This is a genomic window from Knoellia subterranea KCTC 19937 (assembly GCF_000768685.1).
Lineage (GTDB): Bacteria > Actinomycetota > Actinomycetes > Actinomycetales > Dermatophilaceae > Knoellia > Knoellia subterranea.
The window spans coordinates 158,783-178,510 of sequence record NZ_AVPK01000001.1 but is presented as its reverse complement, the minus strand read 5'-3'; the positions used below and the strand labels follow the sequence as shown (position 1 = coordinate 178,510).

The 19,728-nt window shown below is 70.2% G+C and carries 16 protein-coding genes and 1 pseudogene; 10 read left to right on the top strand and 7 right to left on the bottom strand.

Features of this window, described 5'->3' with window-relative positions; all coding sequences use genetic code 11:
• The first annotated feature begins 48 nt into the window (after nucleotides 1-48).
• The 3 genes from N803_RS00865 (at nucleotide 49) to N803_RS00855 (ending at nucleotide 3,500) form a co-directional block, all read left to right on the top strand.
• On the top strand, nucleotides 49-357 hold the full coding sequence (locus N803_RS00865) for a helix-turn-helix domain-containing protein (protein WP_035901792.1): 309 nt from the start codon (nucleotides 49-51) through the stop codon (nucleotides 355-357).
• A gap of 32 nt (nucleotides 358-389) precedes the next feature.
• Nucleotides 390-1,007 (top strand): GrpB family protein, encoded by a 618-nt coding sequence (locus N803_RS00860; RefSeq protein ID WP_035901789.1) that lies wholly within the window; start codon nucleotides 390-392, stop codon nucleotides 1,005-1,007.
• 192 nt (nucleotides 1,008-1,199) lie between these two features.
• Nucleotides 1,200-3,500, top strand: a complete 2,301-nt coding sequence (locus tag N803_RS00855; RefSeq protein WP_156969603.1) for a metallopeptidase domain-containing protein — start codon at nucleotides 1,200-1,202, stop codon at nucleotides 3,498-3,500.
• Nucleotides 3,501-3,549: 49 nt separating this feature from the next.
• Here the strand turns inward: N803_RS00855 and N803_RS00850 are convergent, their stop codons facing one another.
• Genes N803_RS00850 through N803_RS00835 form a run of 4 tightly spaced genes read right to left on the bottom strand, consistent with a single transcriptional unit; the run spans nucleotide 3,550 to nucleotide 11,033 of the window.
• Nucleotides 3,550-4,416 (bottom strand): Fpg/Nei family DNA glycosylase, encoded by an 867-nt coding sequence (locus N803_RS00850; RefSeq protein WP_035901786.1) that lies wholly within the window; start codon nucleotides 4,414-4,416, stop codon nucleotides 3,550-3,552.
• A gap of 12 nt (nucleotides 4,417-4,428) precedes the next feature.
• Nucleotides 4,429-9,180, bottom strand: coding sequence for an ATP-dependent helicase (locus tag N803_RS00845; protein ID WP_035901785.1), 4,752 nt, complete (start codon nucleotides 9,178-9,180; stop codon nucleotides 4,429-4,431).
• A 15-nt stretch (nucleotides 9,181-9,195) separates the two neighbouring features.
• Nucleotides 9,196-10,449 carry an MFS transporter gene (locus N803_RS00840; RefSeq protein ID WP_084763892.1) on the bottom strand — a complete coding sequence of 418 codons (1,254 nt, stop codon included), beginning with the start codon at nucleotides 10,447-10,449 and terminating at the stop codon, nucleotides 9,196-9,198.
• On the bottom strand, nucleotides 10,446-11,033 hold the full coding sequence (locus N803_RS00835; RefSeq protein WP_035901782.1) for a winged helix-turn-helix domain-containing protein: 588 nt from the start codon (nucleotides 11,031-11,033) through the stop codon (nucleotides 10,446-10,448). Before N803_RS00835 ends, N803_RS00840 begins: the two co-directional genes overlap by 4 nt.
• Before the next feature lie 108 nt (nucleotides 11,034-11,141).
• Here N803_RS00835 and N803_RS00830 point away from each other — a divergent pair, with 108 nt between their 5' ends.
• Both N803_RS00830 and N803_RS00825 read left to right on the top strand, forming a co-directional pair.
• Nucleotides 11,142-11,381, top strand: a complete 240-nt coding sequence (locus N803_RS00830; RefSeq protein WP_035901780.1) for a DUF3046 domain-containing protein — start codon at nucleotides 11,142-11,144, stop codon at nucleotides 11,379-11,381.
• On the top strand, nucleotides 11,378-12,385 hold the full coding sequence (locus tag N803_RS00825) for a nitronate monooxygenase (RefSeq protein WP_035901779.1): 1,008 nt from the start codon (nucleotides 11,378-11,380) through the stop codon (nucleotides 12,383-12,385). The genes N803_RS00830 and N803_RS00825 overlap by 4 nt, the downstream gene beginning before the upstream one ends.
• Nucleotides 12,386-12,406: 21 nt before the next feature.
• Here the strand turns inward: N803_RS00825 and N803_RS00820 are convergent, their stop codons facing one another.
• A complete protein-coding gene (locus tag N803_RS00820) occupies nucleotides 12,407-13,291 on the bottom strand; it encodes an RNase H family protein (protein WP_035901777.1) in 885 nt (294 codons plus the stop codon).
• Between the two features lie 56 nt (nucleotides 13,292-13,347).
• Here N803_RS00820 and N803_RS00815 point away from each other — a divergent pair, with 56 nt between their 5' ends.
• The 3 genes and pseudogenes from N803_RS00815 to N803_RS00805 all read left to right on the top strand — a co-directional run bounded on the left by N803_RS00815 (nucleotide 13,348) and on the right by N803_RS00805 (nucleotide 15,871).
• A complete protein-coding gene (locus N803_RS00815; protein WP_052111563.1) occupies nucleotides 13,348-13,791 on the top strand; it encodes a GNAT family N-acetyltransferase in 444 nt (147 codons plus the stop codon).
• 271 nt (nucleotides 13,792-14,062) lie between these two features.
• Nucleotides 14,063-15,067: pseudogene (gene recA, locus N803_RS00810) on the top strand (recombinase RecA); the annotation flags it as partial.
• Nucleotides 15,068-15,376: 309 nt separating this feature from the next.
• On the top strand, nucleotides 15,377-15,871 hold the full coding sequence (locus N803_RS00805; RefSeq protein WP_169743015.1) for a regulatory protein RecX: 495 nt from the start codon (nucleotides 15,377-15,379) through the stop codon (nucleotides 15,869-15,871).
• Between the two features lie 88 nt (nucleotides 15,872-15,959).
• Here N803_RS00805 and N803_RS00800 read toward each other — a convergent pair whose 3' ends face one another.
• Entirely contained in the window at nucleotides 15,960-16,598 is a 639-nt protein-coding gene (locus N803_RS00800; protein WP_035901774.1) for a YceI family protein, read from the bottom strand.
• Between the two features lie 196 nt (nucleotides 16,599-16,794).
• Here N803_RS00800 and N803_RS00795 point away from each other — a divergent pair, with 196 nt between their 5' ends.
• The gene (locus N803_RS00795; protein WP_084763891.1) at nucleotides 16,795-17,736 is read left to right on the top strand and encodes a homocysteine S-methyltransferase family protein; all 942 of its coding nucleotides are present in this window, start codon (nucleotides 16,795-16,797) and stop codon (nucleotides 17,734-17,736) included.
• A 35-nt stretch (nucleotides 17,737-17,771) separates the two neighbouring features.
• A complete protein-coding gene (gene miaB / locus N803_RS00790) occupies nucleotides 17,772-19,289 on the top strand; it encodes a tRNA (N6-isopentenyl adenosine(37)-C2)-methylthiotransferase MiaB (protein ID WP_035901771.1) in 1,518 nt (505 codons plus the stop codon).
• A 191-nt stretch (nucleotides 19,290-19,480) separates the two neighbouring features.
• On the opposite strand, the gene N803_RS17790 is transcribed toward miaB, so the two are convergent.
• A complete protein-coding gene (locus N803_RS17790; protein WP_084763890.1) occupies nucleotides 19,481-19,651 on the bottom strand; it encodes an antitoxin in 171 nt (56 codons plus the stop codon).
• Between the last annotated feature and the right edge of the window lie 77 nt (nucleotides 19,652-19,728).

Below are 19,728 nucleotides of genomic sequence, written 5' to 3'. Positions count from 1 at the left end.
TTGTAGCGTGGACACCAACGACGAGCACCCAGACGAAGGGAGGTCCCGATGACGACGATTCTGCTCCGCCACGAGCTGGGTGAAGTGCTGCGCGAGCGGCGTCAGCAGCAGGGCCGAACCCTGCGCGACGTGGCTGCCGCCGGCTCCGTCTCCCTCGGCTATCTCAGCGAGGTCGAGCGCGGCGTCAAGGAGGCCTCCTCCGAGCTGCTCGGTGCGATCTGTGAGGCGCTCGAGGTCCCCATGTCGGTCGTCCTCGACGATGTGACCCGTCGAGTTGCGCACGTCGAGTCGCTCAGTGCGCCGGTGTCCCTGCCGGTGGGCGACCGCGGCGCGGTCGTCTCGGCCTCCGCCGCCTGACCGGATCACCGACTAGGGCTCGGGTCGGCACCGTGACGCAGCAGCCGGACCCTGACGATACGGCGCCCGCGCGGCCCGATCCGGTCGTCGGCGAACGTCGGCCTCCGTGGTCGGTGCCGGTCATCATCGAGGACCCCGACTCGGTCTGGGCGGAGTGGTTCGCGACCGACGCCGAGGTGATCAGGTCGGCCCTGGGTCCGGTGGCCCTGGCGGTGGACCACGTCGGCTCGACATCGGTGCCGGGGCTGCCGGCGAAGCCGATCATCGACATCCTCCTGCAGGTGCCCGACTCGGCGGACGAGGATGCCTACGTGCCGGCCCTCGAGGCAGTGGGCTATGGGTTGCAGATCCGGGAGCCGGACTGGCTGGAGCATCGCGTCCTCTACCAACGCCGTGACCGCGGCGCGCCCCACGACATCAACCTGCATGTGCTGTCACCCGACCTGGGCTCGGCGGAGATCGCGCGCCTGCTCGGCCTGCGTGATTGGCTGCGTGTGCACGATGACGACCGGAGCCGGTATGCCGCGGTGAAGCGGTCGCTCGCGACCCGCCGGTGGCGTTCCGTCCAGGACTACGCGGACGCCAAGACCGACATCGTGGAGGAGATTCTCGCGAAGGTGGCGCGTCGCCCGGACAGCGCGCCGGGCTGAGGTTTGAGACTTTGCCCGCACGTTCTCCGCTGTCATGCCAGAGTTGGGCGGACGGGGGTCGGAGGCGGGCCCCGCACAGGACAGGGGCGCGTGATGCGACGAATGCTTGCGGGACCGAATTGGCACTCGGGACAGGGGAATCGGCGTCGGCGCCGGTCCGTGTGGGCGGCTGTGGCGGTTGCCAGTGCGGTCGTGGCCAGCGCCGTGGTCGGTTCGAGCGCCCAGGCGCGGCCGACAGCGGTGCCAGCGCTCGAGGCGGCCCCTGCGGCCGTGGTGGCCGCGCCCAAGTTCGGCTTCCAGGCCATCGCACCCACCCGTCTCTATGACAGCCGCTCCGCGACCAAGTTCGGCAACGGGACCGTGCGAGCAATCACCGCGGGCGGGCGTGGTGGCATCCCGACCTCCGGGGTCGGCTCCGTCGCCCTCAACGTCACCGCCACCCAGCCGACGACCGGTGGGTGGCTCAAGGTGTGGCCGGCCGGTCAGGCGGCACCCTCGACCTCGACGGTCAACTTCGTCCGCGGTGCCACGGTCGCCAACACTGTCGTCGTGGGCGTCGACTCACTCGAGCGCTTCAATGTGGGCAACTACGGCGGGGGCTCGACCCACGTCATCGTCGACGTGACGGGCTGGTTCCCGACCGGCTCGGGCGTCACGCCGCTCACGCCGCGACGACTGCTCGACACCCGCGGCAGCGGGCAGATCGGGGCCGGTCAGACCCGGGCACTGACCGTGACCGGCAACGGCGTCCCGACGAACGCGCTGGCCGTGGCGCTGACGGTCACGGCCACGCGGAGTTCGGCGGCGTCGTCGTGGTTGACGATCTATCCCTATGGCGCGACCCGGCCGGGCACGTCATCGGTCAACATGGGCCGCGGCCAGACGGTGGCCAACAGCCTCTTCGCAACGGTCGGGACGGGCGGCCGCATCCAGATCTACAACGCCGCAGGCTATACCGACGTGATCGTGGACATCACGGGCTATCTCTCGCCCACGAGTGGTTACGTCCCGCTGACCCCGGTGCGCATCGTGGACACCCGCGCGCCCTACGGCGACTACTACCGCAGCGGGTGGGACTTCGGCGACGGTTTCGTTGGTGATCGACCGGCCGAGTTCAACGTCACCCAGCAACGGCGGGGAGGCACCGCGACGGTGCCCTTCGGGCCGGGAGCGGCGGTCACCAATGTCACGGTGACGGGGTCCTATCAGGGCGGCTACCTCACGGTCTGGCCGGCTGAGCAGGCTGCACCGGCGTCGTCGAGTCTCAACTACGCCGCGCGGCAGACCGTTGCCAACGGCGCCATCGTCGGCTCACCCCTTGGCGGAATCCAGGCCCAGACCGGGCCGGAAGGACTGACCCACGTCATCGTCGATGTGTCCGGCTACTTCCCGACCGATGGGGTGGGCCTCACGACCGTCGTGCCCCGCTACCTGGGCTACGCGACCGGACAGGACCGGATTGCCGTCCTGTTCTGCGCGCCGTCGGGTGCGCCTGCGCTGAACCGATCCGCCATGGTGGCCAACCTCAACGGTGCGGTCCGCACGTTCTACGAGTCGCTGAGCCGCAACCGCTACACCCAGACCTTCACTGACGTCGGCGCTCCGGTCATCACCACGGCCACGAAGGAGGAGTGCCTCAATCGATCGGCCGCGAGGACCCAGGCGGCAGGCTACGACGGTGCCCTCAGCATCTGGTACCAGGCCAACGAGTTCGGGGCCTCGGGTCTCGCCGGCCCCGGCTATGCCCGTGGCGGCTCGGCCACCTATCCCTCTAACCAGCGCGACGGCGTCATCACGTCGACGTCCATCCTCAAGCAGGGGACGCCCAACGCCTTCTTCAACGTCACCGACCACGAGCTCGGCCACATGCTGTCGTGGTGGCACTCCTACTGGGACGACGGCAGCGGCGACGAATACAACAACGTCGTCGACCTCATGAGCGGTGGCCATGCGAACTCGGGCGGGCAGGGTCTGCCGGACTCGACGGTGGCCGTGAATCGCCTCATGGCGGGCTGGATCGATCCCGGGCAGGTGCGGATACACAAGACGAGCGGCTCCACCTACACGCTGGCACCGATCGGTGTGACGGGCACGCAGTTGCTGGCAGTGCCCAGCGGGAGGGCCGGCAAGTTCGTGGCCATCGACGCCCGGGTGAAGTCCGGCTACGACCAATACCTCGACAAGGAGGGCGTCACCGTCCACTTGGTCGAGCAGTGGTCGCCGAACGTCGGTGATTACCCCGACATCCGGATCTCGCCGGCCAAGGGTCCGGGTGACTCGGTCAACCACGTCCTCGCCCCGGGGCAGTCCATGACGCTCGGCTCGCTGACGATCAGGGTCGGGACCAAGTCGGCGGCAGGCACGTTCCCCGTGACGGTGACGGGGACGAGCTACAACTTCCCGACGCTCCAGTCGAGCCCGGCTGGCGCGGCCTCCAAGCAGGCGCCGCCGGCCGTCACGGATGACGGGCGCCGTCCGCCGCGCCGCGAGTGAACTGACGACGTGGCTCGGGGCGGTCAGTCGCCGCCCCGAGCCACACCGGTCAGGGTCCGGTCCGAACGCGGCGGCCGCTGCGTGACGCGCCCAGAGGTCGTTGGGCGTGTCCGTCGTCATGCGGTGCCCGTCCGCCCTGACAGGTGGGGCAATAGAACATCGAGCGTTCGCGGCCGGCCGGCCCGATGGCAGACACCCTCACCGGTCCACCGCAACGACGGCAGGGCAGACCCGACCGGGCATGGACGTGAACCTCGTCGCCGCGCCGTCGCGAACCGGTGCTCGACTGCACTCCCACCTTCCGGGCGTGGTCCATGAGTCGGTGGATCCGGGTGACGAGGTCCGCGACAGCCTTCGGGTCGAGCTGGTCTGCCGGGGTCCATGGGCCGAGGCGTTCGAGGAAGAGGGATTCGGCCGCCCACAGCGTCCCGACCCCCGCAAGGAGCGTCTGGTCGAGCAAGGCGGCGCCGATGGGGGCATCGGACGCCGAGAGGCGACGGGTGGCCTCCGCGGCATCCCAGGTCGGACCGAGCACATCGGGTCCGAGGTGGCCCACGACCTCGTGCTCGCGTGCCGTGGGGAGGACGTCGAGCTGTCCCAGCCGGAGCCCGAGCGCGATCCAGTCGGTTGTCCCGACGGCAGCGCGCAGATCGGCTCGGCGGAGCCAGCGGGCAGCGTCCGCGGGGCGCTCCAACCGCCACTGGCCCTCCATGCGCAGGTGCGAGTGGATCGTCCGTCCGCAGTCGAGACGATGCAGCAGGTGCTTGCCCACACTCACGACCTCGGTCGTCACGCTGCCCTGCACGTCGACGGTGGCCACCTCGGGAAAGCGCAGATCGCTGACCGTCACCGTCCCGCCACGGAGGGCGCGGTGCAGTCGGTCGGCCGTGCGCCACACGGTGTCGCCTTCGGGCATCGTTCCCTCGTCTCAGCGCCGCAGGCGCAGCCCGCGCGGGGTGGCATGGAAGCCGGCCCGCGCGAGGGCGTCGACGAGCGGATGGCCCGACCCGAGGATCGCGCCGCCGTCGGCCTTCTCGACCGTGAGTCGTCCGAGTGCACCCTCGCGGACGGCGAGGGCGAGCGCGTCGGCGGCCGCCTGGAGTCGTGCCGGGTCGTCGGTCCACGACAGGAGTGTCTTGCCGCCGCGCTCGACATAGAGGATGAGGTCGCCGTCGACGAGGACGACGAGGGCGCCTGCCTTGCGGGCCGGCTGGTGACCCCGTCGCCCGGGAGACGCATTGCCGCCCGCGTCATCGCTCTCGCCGTCGGCCACGGGGCGATCGGGCCAGGGGAGGGCAGCACCGTAGGCGTTGGCGGGATCGGTCGCGGCCAGGACCAGCGCCGGCTGGCTGCCGTCAAGGCTCGCCCCGGGCTGGCGGGCATGGGCCCGGATCCGGTCGATCGCACCGGTGGTCGCGAACTGAGCGGCACCGAGGGACTCGACGAAGTAGCCGCGCCGCACCCGACCGGACTCCTCGGCGGCCGCGAGCACGCGATAGACAGCTGCGAAGCCTCCCGGGATGTCCTCGGCGACGACGCTGCCACGCGTCAGCACGCCGTAGCGGTCCTGGAGGACCTCCGCCGCAGCGAGGCCACGGATCGTCGCGTCCGACTCGACCTCTGGCAGGAGAGACCATCGACCCGCGACGACGGCCGGTGCCTGCCGGGCGACGGCCGACGGGCGTGAGGCACCCCGACGACCACCGAGCGTGCCCAGGGAACCGGGGCGGCCGGCATACCGGGACGTTCGTGGTCCGCTCGCGGACCGCTTGTGTGCGGTCCGTCCGCCCGCGAGGAGGGCTCGCACGGGCGCGAACGTGTCACCCGCGACGTGACCGGACCACACGAGGGACCAGAGGTCGTCGACGATCTCGGCATCGGCCCCCTCGACCTGGTCGGCGAGGGCGCGGAAGAAGTAGGCACCGCCCCGCGACAGGATCTCGAGGAGCGCTCGGGCGCGGTCCCCGAGTTCGGCGGTGTCCGGCGGAGCCATCGTGACGTCGGCCGTCTCGGCGAGATGCAGGGAGATCCACCCGTCGTCACCCGGCAGGGAGCCGTGGCCGCGCCAGACGACCTCGCCGACACTCATGAGCTCGTCGAGGAGAGCGGGGGAGTAGTCGACGACCCGGGCCGGCAGGACAAGACTCTCGAGGGAGCTTGCCGGCAGCACGGCACCTGCGAGTTGCTCGATGACGCGGAGGAGACCGTCGCGGCCACGCAGACCACCACCGACCGACTGCCACGACGGCAGGAACCTCGCGAGCTCGACGGCGGCCACGGGCTCGACCTCGGCTCGCAGCGCCGCGAGCGATCGGCGGCGCAGCGTCCGGAGCACCTCGGCGTCACAGTGGTCGAGGCCGTGCTGCCCTCCGCCGCTCTCGGTCGGGAGCAACTCGCCCTCGACGACGCGTCCGGCGGCGGCGAGTCGGCGCAGCGCGTCGAGAGCCACCGCCGGGCCGACGCCCCACCACTGGGCCACGGCGTGCGCCGGGAACGGTCCATGGGTGCGCGCGTAGCGGGCGACGAGGTCGCCCAGCGGATCCGAAACAGGCTCAAGGAACGCCTGCGGCACACCGACGGGCAGGGACACGCCCAGGGCGTCACGCAGCCGTGAGGCGTCCTCGATCGCCGCCCACCGTTCCTCGCCGGCGATGCGCACCCGGATGACCCGCCGGGCACCCTCGAGATCGACGAGCCACGAACCGACGTCGCGGGTGGTGGCGTCATCGCGGGTGCGCCGCTCGATCTCGACAAGGGAGAGCGGACCGAGGGTGCGCAGCAGGTCGGCGACGTCCTCGGCGTGGCGACACCGCCGGTCCTCGGCCAGGCGCTGGATCTCGGCCTCGGTCCGGGCGATCGCCTCGGGGTCGAGGAGGTCACGCAGGGACAGGCCCTCGCCCCGGCCGAGGAGCTCGGCGAGCAGGGTGGGGTCGAGGGACAGGGCGGCTGCGCGCTTCTCGGCGAGCGGCGAGTCGCCCTCGTAGAGGAACTGGGCGACGTAGCCGAACATGAGCGATCGGGCGAAGGGTGACGGCTGCACCGATTCGACGTCGACGAGGGTCACCTCGCGCGAGGCGATCGAGGACATCAGCGCCGTGAGACCGGGGACGTCGAAGACGTCCTGGACGCACTCCCGCACCGTCTCGAGGACGATGGGGAAGGAGGCGTACTGGCTCGCCACCTCGAGCAGTTGGGCGGCGCGTTGCCGCTGTTGCCACAGAGGTTGGCGCCGGTCGGGACGCCGCCGCGGCAGCAGCAGGGCACGTGAGGCGCACTCTCGGAAACGGGCCGCGAACAGTGCCGAACCGCCGATCTCTCCCGTGACGAGGTCGTGCACGTCGTCGGGGTCGAGGCGGACGAGGTCGAGCAGCTCGGCCGAGGCTCCGCGCCCGGACGAGCCCTCACCGTCGAACTCGAGGTCGGGGAGTCGGAAGACGATGCCGTCGTCGCCGTGCATCGCCTGGACGTCGACCCCGAACCGTTCGCGCATGCGGGCCGAGACGCACAGCGCCCACGGAGCGTGGACCTGACCGCCGAACGGACTGTGGACAGCGACCCGCCAGTCGCCAATCTCGTCCCTGAACCGTTCGATGACGATGGTGCGGTCGTCCGGGACGTGGCCCGTGGCCGTGCGCTGCTCGTCGAGGTAGGCGAGCAGGTTGTCGGTCGCCCACTCGTCGAGCCCGGCGGCCGTGACCCGCTCTCGAGCGCGCTCCGGCGTCGCACCGGCGACCTCGCGCACGAAGGCGCCGACGGCTCGACCGAGTTCGGCCGGCCGACCCAGCTGGTCGCCCTTCCAGAACGGGAGCCGCCCGGGTTGACCCGGTGCGGGCGTCACGAGCACGCGGTCGTGGGTGATGTCCTCGATTCGCCAGGTCGAGGTGCCGAGGGTGAAGACGTCGCCCACCCGCGATTCGTAGACCATCTCCTCGTCGAGCTCACCGACCCTCCGACCGGTGCCCTCACCGGAGGCGAGGAACACGGCATACAGACCGCGGTCCGGGATGGTGCCACCGGAGGTGACGGCCAGGCGTTGGGCGCCGGGTCGGCCGGAGAGGACGCCGCCGATGCGGTCCCAGACGATGCGGGGGCGCAGCTCCGCGAACTCGTCACTCGGGTAGCGCCCGGACAGCATGTCGAGCACCGACTCGAGGATCGATCGGGGGAGCGAGGCGAAGGGTGCCGCCCGACGGATCACTTGCTCGACCTCGTCGACGGTCCACTCGTCGAGGGCGGTCATCGCGACGATCTGCTGGGCGAGGACGTCGACGGGGTTGGCCGGGACACGAAGCGATTCGATGGCACCGGACCGCATCCGCTCGACGACGACCGCCGTCTGCACGAGGTCGCCACGGAACTTCGGGAAGAGGACGCCCTGCGACACGGCACCGACCTGGTGTCCGGCGCGGCCCACCCGTTGGAGTCCGCTCGCGACGGACGGCGGCGACTCGACCTGGATGACGAGGTCGACCGCACCCATGTCGATGCCGAGTTCGAGACTGCTCGTCGCGACGACCGCGGGGAGCCGTCCGGCCTTGAGGTCCTCCTCGATGAGCTGGCGATGCTCCTTGCTCACCGAACCGTGGTGCGCCCGGGCCAGGACGGGCGGTGCCCCCGCCGATGCGCCCGACTGCGCCATGACCTGGGCGGGCGTCCGAACCGATCCGGTATGCCGTCCGCCCGCCTCCGAAACCTCGTCGCCTCCGCCGTCGACCACGTCGAAGACGCTGGCCGCGGCGGCCTCCAATCGCTCGTCCCAGATCTCGTTGAGCCGGGCCGTGAGGCGCTCAGCGAGACGTCGGGAGTTGGCGAAGACGAGCGTCGACCGGTGTGCCGCAACCAGATCGACGATCCGCTCCTCGACGTGCGGCCAGATGGAGGCCCGGCGTTCGGCACCGGCTGCGGGACCACTGAGGTCGTCCTCGATCACCTCTCCGAGTGAGGACATGTCGGCGATCGGGACGACGACGTCGAGATCCCACTGCTTGGTCGACGGCGGCCGGACGATGTCGACCGGTCGGCCGCCGGCAAGGTAGCGGGCCACCTCGTCGACCGGCTCGACGGTGGCCGATAGTCCGATGCGCTGCGCCGGGGTGTCGAGGAGGGCGTCCAGCCGCTCGAGCGACAGGGCGAGGTGGGCGCCGCGCTTGGTGCCCGCCACGGCGTGCACTTCGTCGAGGATGACCGTCTCGACGCCGCGCAACGCCTCCCGGGCCTGGGACGTGAGGAGGAGGAACAGCGACTCCGGGGTCGTGATGAGGATGTCGCTCGGGGTTCGGGCGAACGCGCGTCGCTCGCCCGCCGGGGTGTCTCCGCTGCGCACCGAGACGGTGATGTCGGGCGTGGGCAGACCCAGCCGGGTGGCCGCGTGGCCGATGCCGACGAGAGGGCTGCGGAGGTTGCGCTCGACGTCGACGGCGAGGGCCTTCATCGGTGAGACATAGAGGACACGGCACCGTTTGAGCTTCTCCTCCGGGACCGGCTCGGCGGCGAGCCGGTCGAGTGCCCAGAGGAAGGCCGACAGGGTCTTGCCCGACCCCGTGGGGGCCACGACGAGGGCGTGGTGGCCCGAACTGATGGCTTGCCACGCGCCAGCCTGGGCGTCGGTCGGCGCACTGAAGGAGTCCCGGAACCACGCCGCGGTGGCAGGGGAGAAGCGGTCGAGAACGTCAGCCGTCATGAGGGGGCAAGCCTCTCACCTGCGACTGACAGGCGTCCTGACTCGATCCATCTCGCGCCACTCGGGCCGCAGGCCAGGCACCGTGGTCGACATGAGGTAGGCCGCACCGGCCACACCGAGAGCCGGTGAGACCCCGATCGCCGTCACCGCGGCTCCGCCGACGACACCGCCGATGGGCAGGCCCGCCCAGGCGAGCGCGTCGGCGAGCGACCCGACCCGACCGATGATGTGGCGCGGGACCCGCTCGAAGAAGAGGGCGTTGATCGTCGGGTTGACGAATCCGGACCCGAGTCCGGCCACGACGTTGGACGCCACGATGAGCCACAGCGGGGCACCCAGGGCGAGCGCGAGGTAGCGCGGCGCTCCCGTGAGGGTGCACCCGAGGAGGAAAGCCACGCGTCGGCTGAACCGCCCGGCCATGGACGTGGCGACCAGGCTCGACAGGACGGCCGAGCCGCCATAGAGCACACCGAGGAGCCCGACGAGGCTCGCGTCGTAGCCGTTGCGCAGCGCCCACACGGGCAGCATGACGCCGATGTAGGCCGCTTCGAGCAGGTTCGTCACCGTGATCATGGCGAGGATCGACCGCAGGAGCCGGTCCTGGCGGAGGAAGTTCGCTCCGGTCCGCAACTGGCTCAGGTAGGAGCCGGTCTCGTCACTGCTGCCGAGGACGACCGGCGGGATGAAGAGGGCGACCACCAGGGCGCTGAGGAAGGCGGTTGCGGCCGTGATCGCCACGGTCGGTGCGGCACCGAATCCGGCGACGAGGAAACCGCCGATGCCCGCGCCGAGGAGCCGGCTCGCGCGGTCCACCGTGCTGTCGAGTCCGGTGAGTCGCTCGACCGCCATCCCGGTCGCGTCCGACACGGCCGGGATCATCGCGTTGCGGGCCCCGTCACCCGGTCCGCGGAAGGCGCCGGCGAGGCCCACGAGGCCGAGCAACAGCGGAAGGCGCTCCGGAAGGTCGAGCTGCCCCACGGCATACAGGATCGGGATGAGCACGAGGAAGGCCCCGCTCAGGAGGTCTCCCACGACGCTGATGAGGCGCGGTCCGCGGCGATCGATGAGCGGTCCACCGAGCGCCTTCGACACGACATAGGGCGCCATCTCGGCGGTGAGCACGAGACCGGTCATCGCGGCCGAATCGGTCTCCGAGTACACGAGGAACGGGAGGGCGATCGTCGACACACGGGTGCCCACGACGGACACGCTCGAGGCCACGAGCATGCCGTACAGACTGCGCCGACTCGGGCGCGTGGACGAGCTCACTCCGAGGACATCCCGGGGGCGAGGAAGACCTCGAGATTGACCGACACCGGGCGGGCGGTGTCGGGAGCGTCCTGCGCGCCCTGGTGCGACCGGTAGCCGCGAATGACGGCCGTGATCTCACCCATGAGGGTCGTCGTCTCCTCCGGCGTGAGCCGCAGCGTGAAGTTGCTGAAGGTCCCCGCGTCCTCCCACTCGGGCGGGAGGGTGGCGATCTCGGCGATGGCGCGCTGGGCGTTCTCGGCATAGCCGGCCGCGACGGCAGACAGATAGGCCGCCGACGTCTCCTGGTCCGCGTCATGGGTGTCGAAGAGGGTCCGCGCGTGGGCCGCGCGCCACCAACGGTCGCGGGCGTTGCCGAGCTCGGTGGCCTCGACGACGAACCCTGCCTCGGCGAGTTGGCGGACATGGTAGCTCGTGGCTCCGGTGTTGACGCCCAGGTGGGCGGCCAGACTCGAGGCGGTTGCCGGCCCGTGGAGCCGAAGGGCGCTGAGGATGCGGGGGCGCAGGGGGTGGGTCAGCGCCTTGAGCGTCGTCGCATCGAGGACGACATCCCGACGCGGGTCGGGCTCCGTGGGTTCCGGCATGACGATGACCCTACAAAGGAATGCGCGGGAACGCAGTGCGAGGCGTGTCCCCTCCCGCAGGGGCACGGACGGAGAGGCCCGTCGGGGGCGTGTGACAGACTCCGCGGCATGCGGATCAGCCACTTCTGGACGCTGATGAACGACGAGTTCGGCGAGACCTACGCGTCCACCCTCGCGCGCGATCACGTGCTCGAGGTCCTCGGCGGCCGCACCGTGCTCCAGGCCCTCGACGCGGGCGAGCACCCACGGCTGGTGTGGCTCGCTCTGTGTGACGACATGGACGTGCCGATCGAACGCCGACTCGGCCGCGACGACGCCCACAAGCGCGCGGCGCACCGGCGCGCATGACCGTCCTCGACCGTCGCGTCGTCCTCGCGCCCATGGCCGGGGGACCCAGCACGGTCGCGCTCGCGGCGGCGGTCACGTCCGCGGGAGGTTTTGCCTTCCTCGCCGGTGCCTATCTCACGCCCGATCGGTTGCGTGACGACATCGTCCTGTTGCGTTCGGCTGCCGGGGCCGCGCCCTTCGGTGTGAACCTCTTTGCTCCGAGTCCCTATGAGCCGGGCAGTGCCGCGCGCGTCCTCGAGTACGCGACGCGCCTCCAGCCGCTTGCCGACAAGGCAGGAGTGACGCTGGGTGAGCCCATCCACGGGGACGACTCGTTCGACGCCAAGATCGAGGTGGTCGTGAGCGAGCGGCCGGCGGTCGTGTCGTTCGCCTTCGCCTGGCCGCCCGCCGACGTCGTCGACCGGTTGCGCGCTGCGGGCATCGAGGTGTGGGTCACCGTCAACGACGCGAGTGAGACCGCCTGGGCCGACGAGCTCGGCGTCGACGGAATCGTGGCGCAGGGATGGGAGGCCGGCGGGCACCGTGGCGGTCCCGTCGACACGGGCCTCCACCAGGCACCGACACGCTTGCTCCTGCACAGTGTCCGGGAGCTCACGTCCCTGCCCGTCATCGCCGCGGGTGGAGTGGCCGATCCCGCCCACGTGGCCGGGCTCGTCGCTGCCGGTGCCCACGCGGTGGCGTGCGGCACGGCGTTTCTCCGTGCCGACGAGGCCGGCACCGCAGACGTGCACCGCCACGAACTGACCCAGCGCACCGACACCGTGGTGACGCGGGCGTTCACCGGGCGCAGCGCCCGCGCGCTCGTGACGTCATGGACCGAGGTCTTCACCGAGGTCGCCCCGGCGGCCTATCCGCAGGTGCACTTCCTCACTGCGCCGCTGCGCGCCCATGGCAAGGCCACTGGGCAGCCCGACCTCGTCCACCTCTGGGCGGGCACGGGCCACCTCGCGGCCCGCTCGGGGCCGGCCGTCGCGATCGTCGACCACCTCTCGTCACGTCTTTGAGTCGGTGCGTCCCGGAGCGCGTCAGGCCTCCGCGGTCCCCTGGTGGAAGAGCTGCTGCCAGTTGCCGTTGGTCCGAACCCACACTGAGGAGCGCAGCGTCGAGCCCGAGTCCGTCACCGAGCGCCAGGTGAGCAACATCGTGTCGGGGGCGGCCGGCATACAGGCAAGGACGTCAAGGGTGACAGGCTCCTCGAGGGGAGCGATCTCGTCGAGGATCTCCTCGCGGGTCCAGAGCCGTCCGGAGCGACCGACCTCGGTCCACTGGGGGTGGAGCATCGCGGCGACCGCGGCCGGGTCGCTGCGCACGTCGTCGCTGAGCAGCGCGCGCTCGAGGGCGATGACCTGCTCCTCGTCGCTGGGCTGCGCGTCGAGTTCGCTGAAGAGATCGGGTTCCGGGGCCGGTTGCGCCGGAGCGGGTCGGGCCGCGACGGTGCCGGGAGCGTTGCCGGCCCACCCGGGCCCGTGGTCCGGTTCCCGACCTTCCTGGTATGCCGTCGCCGCGCCGTTCGCGAGCCGGTCCGCCTTCTCGTTGAGCTCGTGACCGGAGTGTCCCTTGACCCACTCGAAGCGGACCCGGCGACCGGTCATGGCGCGGTCGAGGGCCTGCATGATCTCGAGGTTCATGACCGGCTTGCCGTCGCCCTTCTTCCAGCCCTTGCGCTTCCAGCCCGGCATCCACTGGGTGATCGACTTGATGACGTAGGTACTGTCGCAATAGATGACGAGGTCGTCGTCGATGTCCGCGGTCTGCTCGAGCAGGTCGAGGACGGCGGTCAGCTCGCCCTGGTTGTTCGTGCCGTACGGCCAGCCGCCGGCGGCCCAGTGGTCGTCGTCCGCGTACCAGGCCCACCCTGCCGGTCCGGGGTTGCCCAGTGCTGAGCCGTCTGCTGCCGCGATGATCGTCACGGCGCAGGAGTCTGCCAGTTGGTGGCGTGGGCGGTCGGGGTGCCTAGGGTGGCGGCGTGGCTCCCTCGACGCAAGACATCCGGCACGCCCGGTTCGCCGACCTCGACCCGCTCGTGGCCTATCGGTTGTGGGCGCTGCGCTCGGACGTGTTCGTCGTCGAGCAGGACTGCCCCTATCTCGACCTCGACGGTCGTGACGTCGAGGACGGTACGTGGCACGTCTGGGCGGAGGGGGAGGTCGGTGATCCGGTGGCGACGCTGCGCCTCCTCGACGACGGTGAGGCGATGCGGATCGGGCGGGTGGCGACGGCGCGAGGGGCTCGTGGTGCCGGGGTGGGTGCCGAGCTCGTTCGGGTTGCCCTCGGCCTCGCGGGGGAGCGGCCCGTCGTCCTCGACGCGCAGGCGCACCTCGTCGACTGGTATGCCGGGTTCGGGTTCGAGGTGTCGGGTCGCGGCTTCGTGGAGGACGGCATTCCGCACGTGTCGATGCGGCGCGGGTAGCGCGAGAAGCCCGTCAGCTGAGGGTTTCGCGGCCACCGCGAAACCCGTCTCGGCGTGTCGGCGCGTCGCTTCCGGCGTCGAACACGTGTTCGTCTACTGTTGTCCACAGGTCGCCGATCCGGCAGCGCTTGTCCACAGACTCACGGCAGCTGCAGACGGCTGTCGGTGCGACGACCTAGCGTCTGACCCGAGATCGCGACGAGACCGACCGCGAGCATGGGTCGCCGGCGGGCGCGCACATCGAACGACACAGGAAGAGCAGGTGGCGACAATGGCTGCACCAGCCGTCAAGAACACGAACGACCGTGGCAAGTCCCTGGACATGGTCCTCGGCCAGATCGAGAAGCAGCACGGCAAGGGCGCGGTCATGCGCCTCGGCGACGACGTGCGTCCGCCCATCGAGGTCATCCCCACCGGGTCGATCTCCCTGGACGTCGCCCTCGGCATCGGCGGTCTGCCCCGCGGCCGCGTCGTCGAGATCTACGGCCCCGAGAGCTCGGGCAAGACGACCGTCGCCCTGCACGCCGTCGCCAACGCGCAGAAGGCCGGCGGCATCGCGGCCTTCATCGACGCCGAGCACGCGCTCGACCCGGAGTACGCACGCAAGCTCGGTGTCGACACCGACAACCTGCTCGTGTCCCAGCCCGACACCGGTGAGCAGGCGCTCGAGATCGCCGACATGCTCATCCGCTCCGGCGCCCTCGACATCATCGTCATCGACTCCGTCGCCGCACTCGTGCCCCGCGCCGAGATCGAGGGCGAGATGGGCGACAGCCACGTCGGTCTCCAGGCTCGCCTCATGAGCCAGGCGCTGCGCAAGATCACCGGCGCCCTGAGCAACACCGGGACGACGGCGATCTTCATCAACCAACTCCGCGAGAAGATCGGCGTCATGTTCGGCTCGCCCGAGACGACCACCGGTGGCAAGGCGCTGAAGTTCTACGCCTCCGTCCGGCTCGACGTCCGCCGCATCGAGACGCTCAAGGACGGCACCGACCCGGTCGGCAACCGCACCCGCGTCAAGGTCGTCAAGAACAAGGTCTCCCCGCCGTTCAAGCAGGCCGAGTTCGACATCCTCTACGGGCAGGGCATCTCCCGAGAGGGTGGCCTCATCGACATGGGTGTCGAGCACGGCTTCGTCCGCAAGGCCGGCGCTTGGTACACCTACGAGGGGGACCAGCTCGGTCAGGGCAAGGAGAACGCTCGCACGTTCCTCAAGGACAACCCGGACCTCGCCGACGAGATCGAGAAGAAGGTCAAGGAGAAGCTCGGGGTCGGCCCGCGGGTCGACACTCCGCTCGAGGTCGTCCCCGAGGTCCCGGTCGACTTCTGAGTCGATTCGATCGACTGAACTCGCGAGATCGGTTCTGTCACAGTGGGATTCGCTGACGCATCGTCCCCGCCGCCCGAGTGGGCGGCGGGGGCGACCCCGTCCACGGAGGAGCTGCGCGCCGTTGTGGAGCGGCAGTCGGACCCGGTGGCGAGCGGGCGCTCCTCACGGCGGGGATCGCCCGGAGGTGGTCAGCGGCAGGGTCGTTCCCGCCGCGGCGCCACGCCCGTTCCGCCGCCCCCGGACACGGCGGTCGTGGGCGTCGAGCCCGACGCCCACGACGTCGCACGGCAGATCGTGCTGCGGCAGCTGACCAACTCACCGAAGTCTCGGGCTCAGCTCGAACAGGCTCTGGCCAAGCGGGACTGCGATCCGGACGTCGCGGCGGCGGTCCTCGACCGGATGGAAGAGGTTGGCCTCGTCGACGACGAGGCCTACGCCGGCATGCTCGTTCGGTCGCAGCAGGCGGGACGTGGTCTGGCGCGGCGCGCACTGGCGCAGAACCTCCGCCAGAAGGGCGTGTCCGACGAGGTCGCCGAGATCGTCCTCGACGACGTCGACCCGGCGGACGAGGAGGACCGGGCTCGCGAGCTCGTCGAGAAGCGACTCCGACGCCTCCACGGCCTCGACCGCACCGTCCAGATGCGCCGCCTCGCCGGGATGCTCGCGCGCAAGGGCTACCCGTCCGAGGTGTCGATGCGCGTCATCCGTGAGGCCCTCGCCGACGCTCTCGAGCACCAGCGCGACTGATCCGGCAGCGGCCGAGGGAGGCGCACATGCCGAAGGGCGTGGACCGGATGGTCCACGCCCTTCGGGTTGCTCCTGGCCGATGCTCGGATCAGACGGCAGCCGGGACCTGGGCGATCGCGGAGATGTCGAACTCGACCTTGACCTTCTCGCTGACGAGAACGCCACCGGTCTCGAGGGCGGCGTTGAAGTTCAGGTTCCAGTCGGTCCGGTCGATCGTGGTCGAGCCCTCGAAGCCGATGCGGGTGTTGCCGTAGGGGTCCTTGGCCGAGCCCGTCTCCTCGAAGTCGATCGTCACCGGCTTGGTGACACCGTTGATGGTGAGGTCGCCGGTGATGGCCCACTCGGAACCGTCGCGCACCACGTTCGTGGAGGTGAAGGTGATCGTCGGGTGGTTCTCGATGTCGAAGAAGTCCGGGGTCTTGAGGTGGCCGTCGCGCTGCTCGTTGCCGGTCGTGACAGAGCCGGCCTGGATGGTGACGTTGACCGTCGAGTTGGCCGGGGTCGTGGTGTCGACGTGGGCCGTGCCCTCGAACTCCTCGAAGTTGCCGCGGACCTTGGTGACCATCGCGTGGCGGGCCGAGAAGCCGAGGCGGCTGTGGCTGGCGTCGAGGGCGTAGTCGCCGGAGATGTCGGAGACGAAGCTCGACGTCGGCTCGGTGGCGATGGTCGCGGTCGGGGCGACGGCGGCGGGGGTGACGGTCTTCTTGGAGCGGTTGAACAGGCCCATGGTGTGTCCTTCGGGGGAGTAGTTGTTGTTTCAAGTAAGACGGTGACAGAGATTGATTGTCGTGTCAACTATTGCGGTGACCGCATGGAAATGACCCCCGAGCACTAGCGGATCTGGGCACCTCGGGTCTGGTCGCCGGGGGCGACCGAGAACACGCTGGATGCACTCCGAACCGCAACAGGGAGGTCGGTCCGAGATGACAGACGTCGATGCGGTCGTGCGGGCACCTGATTCGGCAACGGAGCCATCCGGGCCGCGGTGGGTCACCGACGGTGGGCTCGAAACGGACCTGATCTTCCATCACGGTCTGGACCTGCCGGGGTTTGCCGCCTATCCGCTGCTCGACAGCACCGACGGTCGGGCCCTCCTGAGTGCCTACTACGCCGGTTATGCGCGGATCGCCGACCGCGCCGGTGCGAACCTACTGCTCGAGACGCCGACGTGGCGCGCGAACCCCGACTGGGTCACGTCCCTGGGTGGATCCCGCGACGATGTGCGCCGGATCAACATCGACAGTGCCGTTCACCTTGCCGGGCTCGTCGAGTTCCTCGAGCCCTCGGGAGAGGTGGAGTTGTCGGGCACCATCGGGCCCCGGGGTGATGGCTACGTCGCGGGTGAACGTGCCACCGCAAACGAGTTCGCGGAGTACCACCGGATGCAGATCGCAGCCTTCGCCGAGGGCGGACTGGAGCGCATCACGGCCTACACGCTCACCACCGTGCCCGAGGCCATCGGAATCGTCAGTGCGGCTCGCAACGTCGGTGTCCGGGTGGGGGTGGCATTCACCGTCGAGACCGACGGGCGACTGCCGGACGGTACGACTCTCGCGGACGCCGCCGAGGAGTTGTGGGCCAACGCCGCACCAGATGGCTTCCTCATCAACTGCGCCCACCCGAGCCACATCGCGGAGGCCCTGCGCGACGACGACAGCTGGGCTGCTCGGGTCACCGGGTTGAGGGTCAACGCCTCACGCCAGTCGCACGCCGAGCTCGACGCAGCCGAAGAGCTCGACGAGGGGGACCTCGACGACCTCGTGACGACGCACGAGCAGCTCGCTGCCCGGCTGCCTCGACTCGACGTCGTCGGTGGCTGCTGCGGCACCGACGCGCGCCATGTCGCCGCACTCTGGGGCGTCTGACTGCGCGTCGTCCAGGACGTACCCTTGACGGTGCCATGAGTGATCTGAAGACCTACGACGTGCGCACGCACGGCTGCCAGATGAACGTCCACGACTCCGAGCGCCTCGCGGGCCTGCTCGAGACGGCGGGCTATGTCGACCTCGCGAGCCTGCCGGCCACCAATCGCCCCGAGACGGCTGACGTCGTCGTCTTCAACACGTGCGCGGTGCGCGAGAACGCCGACAACAAGCTCTACGGCAACCTGGGCCAGCTGCGTCCCGCCAAGACCCGCAACCCCGACATGCAGATCGCCGTCGGTGGCTGCATGGCGCAGAAGGACCGCGCGACGATCGTCCAGAAGGCCCCGTGGGTCGATGTCGTCTTCGGCACGCACAACATCGGCAGCCTGCCGGCGCTGCTCGACCGGGCCCGGCACAACAAGCGCGCCGAGGTCGAGATCCTCGAGTCGCTCGAGACCTTCCCGTCGACCCTTCCGACCCGTCGTGACTCCGCGTATGCCGCGTGGGTCTCGATCTCCGTCGGCTGCAACAACACGTGCACGTTCTGCATCGTGCCGAGCCTGCGCGGCAAGGAGACCGACCGCCGGCCGGGCGAGATCCTCGCCGAGATTCAGGCGCTTGTCGACCAGGGCGTCGTCGAGATCACGCTGCTCGGTCAGAACGTCAACACCTACGGCGTCGAGTTCGGCGACCGCCTCGCGTTCGGCAAGCTGCTGCGGGCCTGTGGCGAGATCGAGGGCCTGGAGCGGGTCCGGTTCACGAGTCCGCACCCCGCGGCGTTCACCGACGACGTCATCACCGTGATGGCCGAGACGCCGAACGTCATGCCGAGCCTGCACATGCCGCTCCAGTCCGGCTCGGACCGAGTCCTCAAGGCGATGCGTCGCTCCTACCGCAACGAGAAGTTCCTCGGGATCATCGACCGCGTCCGCGAGCAGATCCCCGACGCCGCGATCACGACCGACCTCATCGTCGGGTTCCCGGGCGAGACCGAGGAGGACTTCGCCGAGACGCTGCGCGTCGTCGAGGCGTCGCGCTTCTCGAGCGCCTTCACCTTCCAGTACTCCATCCGTCCCGGCACCCCCGCGGCGACGATGGAGGACCAGATCCCCAAGGCGGTCGTGCAGGAGCGCTTCGAGCGGCTCGTCGCCCTCCAGGACAAGGTGTCTTGGGCTGAGAACCGCGCCCTTGAGGGGACGACGGTGGAGGTTCTTGTCGCCCCGTTCGAGGGGCGCAAGGACGCCGAGACCGCACGCATGAGCGGTCGCGCCCGCGACAACCGGCTCGTCCACTTCTCCCTCCCCGAAGGCGGTGACGTTCCGCGTCCGGGTGACATGGTCAGCGTGGACGTCACCTACGGTGCGCCGCACCACCTCGTCGCGGACAGTGCCCTCGACGGCGGAACGTATGCCGTCCGCCGCACCCGTGGTGGTGACGCGTGGGAGGCGTTGCAGGACGCCCCCGTGCCGGGCAAGCCCGCGGTCAGCCTCGGCATGCCGTCGATCGGCAAGCCGGCCACGGCCCCGATGAGCGCACCCGCCTGCGGCGCCTGACCGGCATACCCGCTCGGCTTTTCACCCCACCCGCCTCACTTTTTACGGGTTCCCCGCTAAACGGGTCCTGAGCAAGGGAACTGTTCCCTTGCTCAGGACCCGTTTCCCTTGCTCTGGCAGCGATCGCCCCGGACAGCAGAAGGCCCCGACCACGCACGGTGGTCGGGGCCTTCTCGGCCGTCAGTGGGACGTCACTCGCCGATCTTGTCGTCCAGGAAGTCCTTGCCCTGTTCGACCTTGTCGGCGTCGATGCCCTTGCTCTCGGCGAACTCGCCAGCCTTCTCGAGGCCCTGATCACTCAGGCCCTCCACCTTGTCGGCGTGCTCGCCCGCCAGGTCCTTGGCCTTGTCGAACATGCTCATGGTCGCTCCTCACTTCTCGGGGATCGGGACACTCCCCACTCTGCCTCACGGATCGCCCCGAAGCCATGGCAGGGTCC

What these genes read in the sequence shown, in the direction of transcription:
- N803_RS00865 (WP_035901792.1), top strand. Translation starts at nt 49, where the DNA reads ATGACGACGATTCTGCTCCGCCACGAGCTGGGTGAAGTGCTGCGCGAG.
- N803_RS00850 (WP_035901786.1), bottom strand. Translation starts at nt 4,416, where the DNA reads ATGCCCGAAGGCGACACCGTGTGGCGCACGGCCGACCGACTGCACCGC.
- N803_RS00845 (WP_035901785.1), bottom strand. Translation starts at nt 9,180, where the DNA reads ATGACGGCTGACGTTCTCGACCGCTTCTCCCCTGCCACCGCGGCGTGG.
- N803_RS00835 (WP_035901782.1), bottom strand. Translation starts at nt 11,033, where the DNA reads ATGCCGGAACCCACGGAGCCCGACCCGCGTCGGGATGTCGTCCTCGAT.
- N803_RS00830 (WP_035901780.1), top strand. Translation starts at nt 11,142, where the DNA reads ATGCGGATCAGCCACTTCTGGACGCTGATGAACGACGAGTTCGGCGAG.
- N803_RS00825 (WP_035901779.1), top strand. Translation starts at nt 11,378, where the DNA reads ATGACCGTCCTCGACCGTCGCGTCGTCCTCGCGCCCATGGCCGGGGGA.
- N803_RS00800 (WP_035901774.1), bottom strand. Translation starts at nt 16,598, where the DNA reads ATGGGCCTGTTCAACCGCTCCAAGAAGACCGTCACCCCCGCCGCCGTC.
- N803_RS00795 (WP_084763891.1), top strand. Translation starts at nt 16,795, where the DNA reads ATGACAGACGTCGATGCGGTCGTGCGGGCACCTGATTCGGCAACGGAG.
- miaB (WP_035901771.1), top strand. Translation starts at nt 17,772, where the DNA reads ATGAGTGATCTGAAGACCTACGACGTGCGCACGCACGGCTGCCAGATG.
- N803_RS17790 (WP_084763890.1), bottom strand. Translation starts at nt 19,651, where the DNA reads ATGAGCATGTTCGACAAGGCCAAGGACCTGGCGGGCGAGCACGCCGAC.